Annotated in this window: 13 protein-coding genes, 1 tRNA gene and 2 pseudogenes; 9 read left to right on the top strand and 7 right to left on the bottom strand. The window is 71.2% G+C overall.

Annotated features, from left to right (window positions below; genetic code table 11):
- Positions 1-458, top strand: a pseudogene (locus STRAU_RS36455) (sel1 repeat family protein); the annotation flags it as partial.
- Positions 459-544: 86 nt separating this feature from the next.
- Positions 545-618, top strand: a tRNA-Met gene (locus tag STRAU_RS36450).
- 167 nt (positions 619-785) lie between these two features.
- Here STRAU_RS36450 and STRAU_RS36445 read toward each other — a convergent pair.
- A complete protein-coding gene (locus STRAU_RS36445) occupies positions 786-1,205 on the bottom strand; it encodes a Fur family transcriptional regulator (RefSeq protein ID WP_016645405.1) in 420 nt (139 codons plus the stop codon).
- A 163-nt stretch (positions 1,206-1,368) separates the two neighbouring features.
- Here STRAU_RS36445 and STRAU_RS36440 point away from each other — a divergent pair, with 163 nt between their 5' ends.
- The gene (locus tag STRAU_RS36440; RefSeq protein ID WP_213083760.1) at positions 1,369-2,820 is read left to right on the top strand and encodes a catalase; all 1,452 of its coding nucleotides are present in this window, start codon (positions 1,369-1,371) and stop codon (positions 2,818-2,820) included.
- Positions 2,821-2,885: 65 nt separating this feature from the next.
- Here STRAU_RS36440 and STRAU_RS36435 read toward each other — a convergent pair whose 3' ends face one another.
- Complete coding sequence (locus STRAU_RS36435; protein WP_016645403.1) at positions 2,886-3,305, bottom strand: CBS domain-containing protein; 420 nt, start codon at positions 3,303-3,305, stop codon at positions 2,886-2,888.
- A 230-nt stretch (positions 3,306-3,535) separates the two neighbouring features.
- Positions 3,536-4,336 carry a histidinol-phosphatase gene (gene hisN / locus STRAU_RS36430; protein WP_016645402.1) on the bottom strand — a complete coding sequence of 267 codons (801 nt, stop codon included), beginning with the start codon at positions 4,334-4,336 and terminating at the stop codon, positions 3,536-3,538.
- A 147-nt stretch (positions 4,337-4,483) separates the two neighbouring features.
- Here hisN and STRAU_RS36425 point away from each other — a divergent pair, with 147 nt between their 5' ends.
- Positions 4,484-5,089 carry a TetR/AcrR family transcriptional regulator gene (locus tag STRAU_RS36425; RefSeq protein WP_016645401.1) on the top strand — a complete coding sequence of 202 codons (606 nt, stop codon included), beginning with the start codon at positions 4,484-4,486 and terminating at the stop codon, positions 5,087-5,089.
- Between the two features lie 42 nt (positions 5,090-5,131).
- On the opposite strand, the gene STRAU_RS36420 is transcribed toward STRAU_RS36425, so the two are convergent.
- From STRAU_RS36420 to STRAU_RS36405, 4 genes are all read right to left on the bottom strand, one after another.
- On the bottom strand, positions 5,132-5,455 hold the full coding sequence (locus STRAU_RS36420) for a DMT family transporter (RefSeq protein WP_016645400.1): 324 nt from the start codon (positions 5,453-5,455) through the stop codon (positions 5,132-5,134).
- A 119-nt stretch (positions 5,456-5,574) separates the two neighbouring features.
- Positions 5,575-6,585, bottom strand: coding sequence for a ribosome small subunit-dependent GTPase A (rsgA, locus tag STRAU_RS36415; protein WP_016645399.1), 1,011 nt, complete (start codon positions 6,583-6,585; stop codon positions 5,575-5,577).
- 15 nt (positions 6,586-6,600) lie between these two features.
- Positions 6,601-7,950 (bottom strand): 3-phosphoshikimate 1-carboxyvinyltransferase, encoded by a 1,350-nt coding sequence (gene aroA / locus STRAU_RS36410; RefSeq protein WP_016645398.1) that lies wholly within the window; start codon positions 7,948-7,950, stop codon positions 6,601-6,603.
- A gap of 87 nt (positions 7,951-8,037) precedes the next feature.
- Positions 8,038-8,760, bottom strand: coding sequence for a M50 family metallopeptidase (locus tag STRAU_RS36405; protein ID WP_016645397.1), 723 nt, complete (start codon positions 8,758-8,760; stop codon positions 8,038-8,040).
- Between the two features lie 49 nt (positions 8,761-8,809).
- On the opposite strand from STRAU_RS36405, the gene STRAU_RS36400 reads away from it, so the two are divergent.
- From STRAU_RS36400 to STRAU_RS36380, 5 genes and pseudogenes are all read left to right on the top strand, one after another.
- On the top strand, positions 8,810-9,625 hold the full coding sequence (locus STRAU_RS36400; RefSeq protein ID WP_016645396.1) for an SOS response-associated peptidase: 816 nt from the start codon (positions 8,810-8,812) through the stop codon (positions 9,623-9,625).
- A 1-nt stretch (position 9,626) separates the two neighbouring features.
- Complete coding sequence (locus STRAU_RS36395) at positions 9,627-10,301, top strand: alpha/beta hydrolase family protein (RefSeq protein WP_016645395.1); 675 nt, start codon at positions 9,627-9,629, stop codon at positions 10,299-10,301.
- A 224-nt stretch (positions 10,302-10,525) separates the two neighbouring features.
- Complete coding sequence (locus STRAU_RS36390) at positions 10,526-11,212, top strand: sigma-70 family RNA polymerase sigma factor (protein WP_037664293.1); 687 nt, start codon at positions 10,526-10,528, stop codon at positions 11,210-11,212.
- On the top strand, positions 11,209-11,529 hold the full coding sequence (gene rsrA, locus STRAU_RS36385) for a mycothiol system anti-sigma-R factor (RefSeq protein WP_016645393.1): 321 nt from the start codon (positions 11,209-11,211) through the stop codon (positions 11,527-11,529). Before STRAU_RS36390 ends, rsrA begins: the two co-directional genes overlap by 4 nt.
- Positions 11,530-11,640: 111 nt before the next feature.
- Positions 11,641-11,927, top strand: a pseudogene (locus STRAU_RS36380) (HD-GYP domain-containing protein); the annotation flags it as partial.

The following is an 11,927-nucleotide window of genomic DNA, read 5'->3' as shown; positions in this document are numbered from 1 at the left end:
GGCGGCCGCCCGCCGGGCCGCCCGCGCTCGGCGAGCCCGCGGCGCAGAAGACGGAGTGCGAGGAGTGGTACGAGCGCGCCGCCGAGCAGGGGCACCGGCGCGCCCAGGTCCGCGTCGGCATGCTCGCCGCGGGGCGCGGGGACGTGGTCGAGGCCGCGCGCTGGTACCGGCTCGCGGCGGGGCTCGCGGCGGAGGCCGGGAGCCGGAACGGGGCGTTCAACCTGGGGCTGCTCCTCGCCCGGGAGGGCAGCGAGCCCGAGGCCGCGCTGTGGTGGACCCGGGCCGCCGACGCGGGACACGGGCGGGCCGCGCTGCGGCTCGCGCTGCTCTACGCGCGGCGGGGGCAGCTGGCGGAGGGGCAGCGGTGGGCGTCGCGGGCCGTCGAGCTCGGTCCCGCGGAGGTGGCCGAGCGAGCCGCCCGGCTGCGCGAGGCGCTGCGGCAGGAGCTGACGGCCTAGGCCGTTGAAGCGATTTGCGCTGGTCGTGGGCTTGGCGTACTGTTACGAACACAACGGCGCGGGGTGGAGCAGCTCGGACTCGCCGGCGCGGGGTGGAGCAGCTCGGTAGCTCGCTGGGCTCATAACCCAGAGGTCGCAGGTTCAAATCCTGTCCCCGCTACTGAAAAGATTGAGGGCCGGATCCATGAGGATCCGGCCCTCAGTCGTATGCGGCCAACCCGCCTCTCCGGCCAACCCGCCCCGCCGACAGTCCGCCGGCGGAACGGATGAAGGGCCCGGCACCTCACAGTGCCGGGCCCTTCATCCGTACAAAGCGTCAGAGCGTCGCTACGCGCTCGCGGAGCAGTTCGGGCACAGCCCCCGATACGTGACCTCCACGTCCGAGATCGTGAAGCCGAAGCGCTCGGAGTCGGGGAGCGCGGACAGCGGATTGCCGGTCGGGTGCACGTCGCGGATGGCGCCGCAGCGGGCGCAGACCAGGTGCTGGTGCGGCCGGTGCGCGTTCGGGTCGTACCGCTTGGCTCTGCGGTCCGTCGAGACCTCGAGCACCTCGCCGAGCGTGACCAGCTCGCCCAGGGTGTTGTAGACGGTCGCCCGGGAGATCTCCGGCAGCTTCGTGACGGCGCGGGCGTGGACCTCGTCCGCCGTCAGATGCACGTGCTCTCCGTCGAGGACCTCGGCCACGACGCGCCGCTGCGCGGTCATGCGCCAGCCGCGTCCGCGCAGTCGTTCCAACAGGTCACTCATGAAGCCAGCCTAACAGGCGAGGGACCTAGGTCCCGAACGGGTGTGACTTTGGATGCTTACTTGACTTAGACAAAGTCTATCGTAGGATCGAGTTCGGCATACGCCAAGGGATTCGGCATACGCCAAGGGACAGGACTTGCAGGAAATGACGCAGGAGGCGCACGTGACGCAGGGACCGCTCACCACGGAGGCCGGCGCGCCGGTCGCGGACAACCAGAACAGTGAGACCGCGGGCGTCGGCGGTCCCATGCTGATCCAGGACCAGCTGCTCCTGGAGAAGCTCGCGCACTTCAACCGGGAGCGCATCCCGGAGCGCATCGTGCACGCGCGCGGCGCCGGCGCCTACGGCACGTTCACGGTGACCGCCGACGTCACCAAGTACACGCGGGCCAAGTTCCTCTCCGAGGTCGGCAAGCAGACGGAGACGTTCCTCCGCTTCTCCACGGTGGCCGGCAACCTCGGCGCGGCCGACGCGGTCCGCGACCCGCGCGGCTTCTCGCTGAAGTTCTACACCGAGGAGGGCAACTACGACCTCGTCGGGAACAACACCCCGGTGTTCTTCATCAAGGACGCCATCAAGTTCCCGGACTTCATCCACACCCAGAAGCGCGACCCGTACACGGGCTCCCAGGAGGCCGACAACGTATGGGACTTCTGGGGGCTGAGCCCCGAGAGCACGCACCAGGTGACGTGGCTGTTCGGCGACCGCGGCATCCCGGCGTCGTACCGGCACATGGACGGCTTCGGCTCGCACACGTTCCAGTGGAACAACGAGGCGGGCGAGGTCTTCTGGGTCAAGTACCACTTCAAGACCGACCAGGGGATCAAGAACCTGACCGCGCAGGAGGCGGAGCTGCTCGCGGGCAAGGACCCCGACTCCCACCAGCGCGACCTGCGCGAGGCCATCGAGCGCGGCGAGTTCCCGTCCTGGACCGTGCAGGTGCAGATCATGCCGGCGGCCGAGGCGGCGGAGTACCGCTTCAACCCCTTCGACCTCACCAAGGTGTGGCCGCACGAGGACTACCCGCCGATCGAGATCGGCAAGCTGGAGCTCAACCGCAACCCGGAGAACATCTTCGCGGAGGTCGAGCAGGCTATCTTCAGCCCCGCGCACTTCGTGCCGGGCATCGGCCCGTCCCCGGACAAGATGCTCCAGGGCCGCCTGTTCGCGTACGGAGACGCCCACCGGTATCGCGTCGGCATCAACGCCGACCACCTCCCGGTGAACCGCCCGCGCGCCACGGAGGCACGCTCCCACGGCCGCGACGGCGTGATGTACGACGGCCGCCACAAGGGCGCGAAGAACTACGAGCCGAACTCCTTCGGCGGCCCGTTCCAGACGGACCGGCCGCTGTGGGCCCCGGCCGCGGTCACCGGCGGCACCGGCAACCACGCGGCTCCGAACCACCCCGAGGACAACGACTTCGTGCAGGCGGGCAACCTCTACCGCCTGATGTCCGAGGACGAGAAGGCGCGTCTGATCGAGAACCTCGCGGGCAACATCGCGGGCGTCTCCCGTGACGACATCGCCGAGCGCGCCATCGACAACTTCCGCCAGGCGGACGGCGACTTCGGCAAGCGACTGGAGGCCGCGGTCCAGGCCCTGCGCGGCTAGAACCCCAGCCCCTTGCCGTGGGTGACGGGCCGGATCCCCTCGGGGGTCCGGCCCGTCCGCGCTGCTCAGGCCATCGTCGCCGCCTGTCGGCGCACCGGTGCCCAGCAGCGGATGATGTCGCGTACGGAGACGATGCCGGCCGGCTCGTCGCCCTCGAGCACGATGAGGTGCCGGAAGCCGCCGTGCGACATCGCGTCCGCGGCGTCCTCCAGGGTCCAGGTCGGCGCCGCGAAGACGACGTCCGTCGTCGTGTGCGTACCCGCGGTCTCGTGGTCCGGGTCCTGGCCGAGGCCGAGGGAGTTGAGGACGTCGCGCTCGGTCAGGATGCCGAGGCCGTAGGTGTCGGGGTCGAGGACGACGGCCGCGCCGACACGGCGGGCCGCCGCGCCGACACGGCGGGCCGCCATGAGGCGGGCCGCCTGACGGAGGGTGTGGGCGGGGCCGATGGTGAGGACCACAGTGCTCATGGCGTCGCGGACGAGCATGGGCTGAAGCCACCTCCTTGGTGAATCCGTGGTCCGCCCGATGCCGAAGGATTGCCTCCGCTTCATTGCGGAGGCAGGGGGTCCCAGGCGCCGGTTAGAGAACGGGTTCACAAGTTCACAAGTGGGGGGACTCTCAGAGTCGCAGGCCCGCGGGGCGTCAACAAGGGGGCGTACGCGGTCAGTTCGCCGCGCGCCGGAAGCGCCGAAAGCGCCGGAAGTGCTGCTTCACCTCAGTAGCGCTGGTTCAGGTAACCGAGCAGTTCGCCGTGGAGCAGGCCGTTCGAGGCCGCCGCGTTGCCGCTATGCGGGCCCGGGGTGCCGTCGAGGCCGGTGAAGCTGCCGCCCGCCTCCGTCACGACGATCGCGGTCGCCGCCATGTCCCACAGCGAGAGCTCCGGCTCCGCGCAGATGTCGACCGAGCCCTCGGCGACCATCATGTACGGCCAGAAGTCGCCGTAGGCGCGGGTGCGCCAGCACGCGCGGGTGAGGTCGAGGAACCCGTCGAGGCGCTGCTGGTCCTCCCAGCCGCTCAGCGAGGAGTACGAGAACGAGGCGTCCTGCAGGCGCGAGACCTTCGAGACGTGCAGCCGCGTCGCGGACGTCAGACTGCGGCCCGTGTACGCCCCGCCGCCCTTGGCGGCCCACCAGCGGCGGCCGAGCGCGGGCGCGGATACGACCCCGACGACCGGCTGATAGCCGCCGTCACCCGCCTCCATGAGGGAGATCAGCGTGGCCCAGACGGGCACGCCGCGTACGTAGTTCTTGGTGCCGTCGATGGGGTCGATGACCCAGCGGCGCGGGCCCGTGCCCTCGATGCCGTACTCCTCGCCGAGGATCGCGTCGCGCGGCCGTGCCCGCTGGAGATGGCCGCGGATGAGCTCCTCGGCGGCCTTGTCGGCCTCGCTCACCGGCGTCATGTCCGGCTTGGTCTCGACCTTGAGATCGAGGGCCTTGAACCGGTCCATGGTCGCGGCGTCGGCGGCGTCCGCGAGGACGTGGGCCAGGCGCAGATCATCGTGGTAGTCGGGCATGGGTGAACAGTATCGATCTCGTTTCGCACGGGCCACAACGCGTATCGGGCGGCGCCCGCCGGAACCCTTGACAGTGCCCGTGGGCGCGTCAACTCTGACGAACATGACCGCACGGGCCGACCGGGCCCTGGGCAGCGGGAGGCGACGATGCCTGCAGCGCGGGAGTCACTGCTCGACGCGGCCTACACCGCGCTGGCCAGGCGGCCGTGGGCCGGGGTGCGGATGGTCGACGTGGCGGCCGTCGCCGGAGTGTCCCGGCAGACGCTCTACAACGAGTTCGGCAGCAAGGACGGCCTCGCGCGGGCGCTGCTCCGGCGCGAGACGGACACGTATCTGCGCGGTGTCGAGCGGGCGCTCGCGCAGGCCCGCGACCCCGTCGACCGGCTCGCCGCGGTGAGCGCGTGGACGATCGGCGCCGCCCGCGACAACGTGCTGGTGCGTGCGGTACTCACCGGCTTCTGGACCGAGCGGCTGCCCGCGCCGAGCCGGGCGGCCGTGTCCAGCTCCCCGGTCCCCGCCCAGCGCCGCGCGGACGCGGGCGTGCCCACGCCCGCCGAACTCCTCACCCAGGTCAGGGACCGCGCGATGGCCGCCCTGGTGGAGCGGGGCCGCCCGTCCGAGACGGAGGACCTGGCGCGGGCCTGCGAGAGCGCGGTGCGCGTCGCGCTGTCGTACGTGGTGGCCCCGGCGGGGCGGGAGGAGGACCCGGCACGGCTGGTGCGGCGGGTGATCGCGGGGGCGGCGGGGCGTTGAGGCACTGAGACGCCCGTCCGCCTCAGTGGCCGAGCCCGGGTGTCAGTGGGCCGACCCCGAAAGCTGGAGGCCGATGACGCCGACGATCACCAGCGAGATCGAGACGATCTTCAGCGTGGACACCAGGTCACCGAGGAAGATCATGCCGTAGATCGCCGTGCCCGCCGCGCCGATGCCGGTCCACACCGCGTACGCGGGCCCCACGTCCAGCTTCTTCAGCGCCAGCGTCAGCAGACCGAAACTGCCGAGCGCGAACGAGGCGAACGCGATGGTCGGCCAGAGCCGGGTGAACCCGTGGGACAACTTCAGGCAGACCGCGAAGCCCGTCTCGAGGATTCCGGCGACGATGACCAGCAGCCACGCCATGGTTGTGCCTCCCACGTCCGTACGTTCCGTGACCGCTTCACCAAAGCTTGATTCAATCTTGGTGCGATTATGCACTTACCGGCGCGGCGGGGGCGTAAACAACGCGGAGTTGACGGGGGTCAGTCGCCCTCGCGCCGTTCCCGCGTCGACAGGAGCCGCCGCAGCGAATACAGCCGCGCCGGATCCGCGTGCCCCTCGGCCACCCACGCGTCGAGCGCGCAGTCCGGCTCGTCGTGGCTGCACGCGCGCGGGCAGTTCTCGGTGCCGGGCTCCAGGTCCGGGAAGGCGTGGATGACGCGGGACGGGTCGACGTGGTGCAGCCCGAAGGAGCGCACGCCCGGGGTGTCGACCACCCAGCCCTCGTCGTCGGGCAGCGGCAGCGCGAGCGCGGAGGTGGTGGTGTGCCGGCCGCGGCCGGTCACCGCGTTCACATGGCCGGTGCTGCGCCGCCGCTCCGGCGGGACCAGGGCGTTCACCAGGGTCGTCTTGCCGACGCCGGAGTGGCCGACGAACGCCGTGATCTTCCCGGCGAGTTGGGCGCGCACGCGGTCGGCCGCGTCGCCGTCGGCCAGCTCTTCGCGGCTGGTGACGACGTAGGGGATGTCCAAGTCGCCGTACAGTTCGAGGATTTTGTCCGGCGGGGCCAGGTCCGACTTGGTCAGGACGAGCAGCGGGGTGAGCCCGCCGTCGTACGCCGCGACCAGACAGCGGTCGATCATGCGGGGGCGCGGCTCGGGGTCGGCGAGGGCGGTGACGACGGCGAGCTGGTCGGCGTTGGCGACGACCACGCGCTCGTACGGATCGTCGTCGTCGGCGGTGCGGCGGAGCACCGAGGTGCGCCCCTCGATGCGCACGATGCGCGCGAGGGTGTCCTTCTTGCCGGTCAGATCGCCGACGATGGCGACGCGGTCGCCGACGACGGCGGCCTTGCGGCCCAGCTCACGGGCCTTCATCGCCGTGATGACGCGGTCCTCGACCAGGCAGGTCAGCCGGCCGCGGTCGACGGTGAGGACCATGCCCTCGGCGGCGTCCTCGTGCTTGGGGCGGATGTGCGTGCGCGGGCGGTTGCCCTTGCGGTTGGGGCGGACGCGGATGTCGTCCTCGTCCGGGTTCTTGCCGTAGCGGCGCATGATCGTGATCGCCCGTCAGTTCCCGAGCATCCCGGCCCACAGTTCGGGGAAGTCGGGCAGGGTCTTGGCGGTCGTGGCGACGTTCTCGATCCGCACGCCGGGCACGGCGAGGCCGATGATCGCGCCCGCGGTGGCCATGCGGTGGTCGTCGTACGTGTGGAAGACGCCGCCGTGCAGCGGGCGCGGGCGGATGTGCAGGCCGTCGGCGGTCTCGGTGACGTCGCCGCCCAGCTCGTTGATCTCCTTGGTGAGCGCGGCGAGCCGGTCCGTCTCGTGCAGCCGCAGGTGGGCGACGCCGCGCAGGGTGGAGGGCGAGTCGGCGAGGGCCGCGACGGCGGCGATGCCCGGGGTGAGCTCGCCGACCTCGCCGAGGTCGACGTCGATGCCGTGCACCGAGCCGGAGCCGGTGAAGGTCAGGCCCTGCTCGGTCAGCTCGCAGGAACCGCCCATCTCGGTGAAGATCTGGCGCAGCGCGTCGCCGGGCTGGGTGGTGCGCGCGGGCCAGTCGGGGATGGTGACGCGGCCGCCGGTGATCAGGGCCGCCGCGAGGAACGGCTGGGCGTTGGACAGGTCCGGCTCGACGGTCAGGTCGCGGCCGAGCAGGGCGCCGGGCGTGACCCGCCAGACGTTCGGCTCGCCGCCAGCCTCGGGGGTGTCGACCTGGGCGCCGGCGGCGCGCAGCATGTCGACGGTCATGCGGATGTGCGGCATGGAGGGCAGGGCGCTGCCCACGTGACGTACCTCCACGCCCTGGTTGAAGCGCGGGCCCGAAAGCAGCAGCGCGCTCACGAACTGGGACGACGAGGAGGCGTCGATCTCGACCTGACCGCCGTCCAGGGCGCCGCCGCCGTGCACGGTCAGGGGCAGCGCGCCGGCGTTCCCGAGCGAGCTGTCGTCGATGCGGGCGCCGAGGGCGCGCAGCGCGTCGATCACGCCGTGCAGCGGTCGTTCGTACGAACGGGGGTCGCCGTCGAAGCGGATGGGGCCGTCGGCCAGCGCGGCGACCGGCGGCAGGAAGCGCATGACCGTGCCCGCGTTGCCGACGTCGACCGTGGCGGGGCCCCGCAGACCGGACGGGATCACGCGCCATGCCTCGCCGGAGCCGTCCTGGCCGCCCGCGACGGCGGAGCTCGACGACACGGTCTCCTCGATGCCGACGCCCATGGCGCGCAGCGCGGCCGCCATCAGAAGAGTGTCGCGCGAGCGCAGCGGGCGGCGCAGCCAGCCCGGCTCGTGGGCGAGCGCCGCGAGCACGAGGGCACGGTTGGTGACCGACTTCGAGCCCGGTACGTGGACCGTCGCGGCGACGGCTCCGCTCGCGTGCGGGGCTGGCCAGAGGGCGGTGTGTGTCGGGTTCACGGTCATGCTCACACTTTAGTGGCTGGCACCGACCGCAGATCTTGATCAAATGTGGCGAAACTCAGGCGAAACAGAGAACTGGTACGCCCCGGACTACGTCGCGAGCAGCCAGCGGCCGCCGCCTATCAGCGCGCACAGCGAAACGGCGTGGAACAGGAACAGCCACATCCCGGCCGGAACATGCGTCAGCCGCGACAACTGGTCCGCGTCGGAGTCCCCGGCTCCGCCGTGCCTGCGCTTGGCCTGCAGCTCGAACGCGGGACGTACGCCACCGAGCAGCAGGAACCACACCACGGCGTACGCGAAGGCCGCCTGCACGTCGGTGTTCGCGAGCCAGGAGACGCCCAGGAACACCCCGCCCGCGATGATCACGGTGAGCGCGCCGTAGGCGTTGCGGATCATCACCAGCATCGCGATGAGCAGGGCGGTGGCGATCCACAGCAGCGCCGTGATGCGGCCCTCGCCGAGCAGCGCGGCGCCGCCGAGGCCGAGCAGCGGGGGCGCGGTGTAGCCCGCGGCGGCGGTGAGGATCATGCCGAGGCCGGTGGGCTTGCCGCGGCTGACGGTCAGGCCGCTGGTGTCGGAGTGCAGCCGGATGCCGTCCAGACGGCGCCCGGTGAGCAGGGCCACCAGACCGTGGCCGCCCTCGTGGGCGATGGTGACGGCGTTGCGGGCGACGCGCCAGACGCCGTGCGGGACGACGACCGCGAGCGCGACGACCCCGGCGGCGATCACCAGCCACTGCTCGGGCGCGGGCTGCGTACCCGTGAGGCGGTCCCAGAGGTCGCCCAGGCTGGCGGAAGCGGTCGTGTGCATTGCTTCGTTGGCTCCCTGTCGTAGGCCGCGGCGTGGCAGTGTTGCACGTATGTGCGGACGGTATGCATCGAGTCGTGGACCAGAGGATCTCGCGGGCATCTTCGAGATCGAGAAGTGGGAGCCGGAAGAGGCCCTGGAGCCCGACTACAACGTCGCTCCCACGAAAGAGGTCTACGCCGTCCTCGACCGCCCCCTTAAAGACGCCGAAGAGCGCCGTCCGGTTCGCCAGCTGCGCAAGCTGAAGTGGGGGCTCGTGCCGTCCTGGGCGAAGACGCCCGAGGGCGGCGCGCGGATGATCAACGCGCGCGCCGAGACGGTGCACGAGAAGCCCTCGTACCGCCGGGCCTTCGCCGCCCGGCGCTGCGTCATCCCCGCCGACGGCTATTACGAGTGGGTGACCGGGCAGGCCGAGCGGGACCTGGAGGTCGAGGGCAAGAAGAAGCGGCCCCGCAAGCAGCCGTACTTCGTGACGCCGGCCGACGGCTCGGTGTTCGCCATGGCCGGGCTCTACGAGTTCTGGCGGGACAAGACGCTGCCCGACGAGCACCCCCTCGCCTGGTGGGTGACGTGCTCCGTGATCACCACGGAGGCGGAGACGACCCCGCTGGCCGCCGCCCCCGAGGAAGGCCCGAAGGCCCTCGCGGACATCCACCCGCGCATGCCGCTGATGCTGACGCCCGACCGCTGGGACGCCTGGCTCGACCCCGCCCGCACGGACGTGGACGACCTGCGGTCCCTCCTGGAGCCGCCCCCGGCCGGGCTCATGCGCGCCTACCCCGTGTCCACGGCCGTGAGCAACGTACGCAACAACGGGCCGGAGCTGCTGAAGGAACTGGAGGGTCCGGAAGAGGGCACACTCTTCTGACGTGACCAACAGCAAGTCTTCTGTCGTGGCCAAGGCCAAGAGCAAGAGCGAGACCGTCGAGACGGCCGCCGGTGTGGCGCGGATCACCTGGTACGCGGCCAAGAACGCCCGGCTCGTCCTCGCCGCCGGCCACGGTGCCGGCGGCGGGATCGAGGCCAGGGACCTCCAGGCCCTCGCCGCCGCGCTGCCCGCGCACGGCGTGAGTGTCGCCCTCGTCGAGCAGCCCTGGCGCGTGGCGGGCAAGAAGGTGGCGCCCGCGCCCAAGACCCTCGACGTCGGCTGGCGCGGCCTGTGGCCCGCGCTCACGAAGCCCGGCCTCCCGGTGATCGCGGGCGGCCGCAGCGCCGGGGCCCGGGTCGCCTGCCGCACCGCGTCCGAGCTGGGCGCCGCCGCCGTGCTCGCGCTCAGCTTCCCGCTGCACCCGCCCGGCAAGCCGGAGAAGTCACGGGCGGACGAACTCCTGGGCGCGGGCGTGCCCACCCTCGTCGTGCAGGGCGGCAACGACCCCTTCGGCAAGCCCGCGGAATTCCCGAAGGGAAATGCGTACGAACTCGTCGAGATCCCGTTCGCCGATCACGGCTTGGCCGTACCGAAGAAGGCGGACATCTCACAGGACGAAGCCGTGAAACGCGTCACGGACGCCGTCGTCACCTGGACGGGAATGCTGATCCGGTGACGGCTGTTGTCCCGTACAGACCACACACGCTGTTCGTACAAGAGGGAGTCCGCCGCATGGGTTCGACCATCTGCCCGAACCGCTCCAGCGCCTCTGACCTGGAGTGGACCGTGCTGAGCGCGCCCAAGGCCGCCCCTATTCGGGCGGCGCGCGGTGCGGGTCGTCGTCTATCCTCCGATTCGAGTGGAGTCGGCATCGGTTCCACCACGTCGTTGTCGGAGGAGGTGGGTCCGGTCGCTGGGACCGACGCAGGGACCGAGCACGGCCAGGCCGAGCAGTCCGGGCAGCCCGAGGGGTCCGAAGAGACGGCCGCGCAGCGTACGGCCCGCTTCGAGCGGGACGCGCTGACGTTTCTCGACCAGATGTACTCCGCGGCGCTGCGCATGACGCGCAACCCGGCGGACGCCGAGGACCTGGTGCAGGAGACCTACGCCAAGGCGTACGCGTCGTTCCACCAGTTCCGCGAGGGCACCAACCTCAAGGCGTGGCTGTACCGCATCCTCACGAACACGTTCATCAACTCGTACCGCAAGAAGCAGCGCGAGCCCCAGCGCAGCGCCGCCGAGGAGATCGAGGACTGGCAGCTCGCGCGCGCCGAGTCGCACATGTCCACCGGACTGCGCTCGGCCGAGTCGCAGGCGCTCGACCACCTGCCGGACTCCGACGTGAAGAACGCGCTGCAGGCGATCCCGGAGGAATTCCGCATCGCCGTCTATCTCGCGGACGTAGAGGGCTTTGCGTACAAGGAGATCGCCGACATCATGGGTACACCCATCGGTACGGTGATGTCCCGTCTTCACCGCGGCCGCCGCCAACTCCGCGGCATGCTCGAGGACTACGCGCGCGACCGCGGCCTGGTCCCGGCCGGTGCCGGAGAGTCCACGAACGAAGCGAAAGGCTCGGGCTCATGAGCTGCGGAGAGCCGCACGAGACTGATTGCAGTGAAGTCCTGGACCATCTCTATGAGTTCCTGGACAACGAGATGCCGGACAGCGACTGCAACAAGTTCAGGACGCACTTCGAGGAGTGCTCCCCGTGCCTGGAGAAGTACGGCCTCGAGCAGGCGGTCAAAAAGCTGGTGAAGCGCTGCTGCGGCCACGACGACGTGCCCGGTGACCTGCGCGCCAAGGTGATGGGCCGGATCGACCTGATCCGCTCCGGCGAGGCCGTGCCCGACCACGACCTGACGGCGGCGCCGGTGGACGGCACGGCAGCGCGCGAAGTCTGACCGTTTCTCTTGTTTCTTCTGCCGTTTCTCACTCGAAGGTGCTAATTCGCGGCTGCGAGCCGTGCCGTGCCCGAACCCCGTTCTAGTCTCCGGACCTGAATCGGGGAGGTGGTGGCCATTTCTTCATGGCGCTCGGTGCCCGCACGGGCCCGGGGGTACGTCCTGTGCGCCGCCCTCGGCGGCGCCGCCTGCGTCGCGCCCGCGCTCCGCCCCGACACCCGCTGGTCGGTGCTCGCGCTGCTCGCCGCCCTGTACGCCGGGGGCGAGCGCGCCGTGCGCCGCGACGTCGCCGCCCGCACCTTCTTCCCCGTGCTGCTCGCCGGGATCTTCCTGCTGCCGCCCGCCGCGGCCGCGCTCGTCGCCGTCCCCGGCGCGCTGTGCGCCCCCGTCGAGCGGCA

Origin of the sequence: Streptomyces aurantiacus JA 4570, from assembly GCF_000414115.1 — a bacterium.
In the GTDB taxonomy this organism is placed as follows: Bacteria; Actinomycetota; Actinomycetes; order Streptomycetales; family Streptomycetaceae; genus Streptomyces; species Streptomyces aurantiacus_A.
The sequence above is the reverse complement of the archived record's forward strand: the minus strand, read 5'-3'. Positions and strand labels throughout refer to the sequence as shown.

What these genes read in the sequence shown, in the direction of transcription:
- STRAU_RS36445 (WP_016645405.1), bottom strand. Translation starts at nt 1,205, where the DNA reads ATGAGTGACCTGTTGGAACGACTGCGCGGACGCGGCTGGCGCATGACC.
- STRAU_RS36435 (WP_016645403.1), bottom strand. Translation starts at nt 3,305, where the DNA reads ATGCTCGTCCGCGACGCCATGAGCACTGTGGTCCTCACCATCGGCCCC.
- hisN (WP_016645402.1), bottom strand. Translation starts at nt 4,336, where the DNA reads ATGCCCGACTACCACGATGATCTGCGCCTGGCCCACGTCCTCGCGGAC.
- STRAU_RS36425 (WP_016645401.1), top strand. Translation starts at nt 4,484, where the DNA reads ATGCCTGCAGCGCGGGAGTCACTGCTCGACGCGGCCTACACCGCGCTG.
- STRAU_RS36420 (WP_016645400.1), bottom strand. Translation starts at nt 5,455, where the DNA reads ATGGCGTGGCTGCTGGTCATCGTCGCCGGAATCCTCGAGACGGGCTTC.
- rsgA (WP_016645399.1), bottom strand. Translation starts at nt 6,585, where the DNA reads ATGCGCCGCTACGGCAAGAACCCGGACGAGGACGACATCCGCGTCCGC.
- aroA (WP_016645398.1), bottom strand. Translation starts at nt 7,950, where the DNA reads ATGACCGTGAACCCGACACACACCGCCCTCTGGCCAGCCCCGCACGCG.
- STRAU_RS36405 (WP_016645397.1), bottom strand. Translation starts at nt 8,760, where the DNA reads ATGCACACGACCGCTTCCGCCAGCCTGGGCGACCTCTGGGACCGCCTC.
- STRAU_RS36400 (WP_016645396.1), top strand. Translation starts at nt 8,810, where the DNA reads ATGTGCGGACGGTATGCATCGAGTCGTGGACCAGAGGATCTCGCGGGC.
- rsrA (WP_016645393.1), top strand. Translation starts at nt 11,209, where the DNA reads ATGAGCTGCGGAGAGCCGCACGAGACTGATTGCAGTGAAGTCCTGGAC.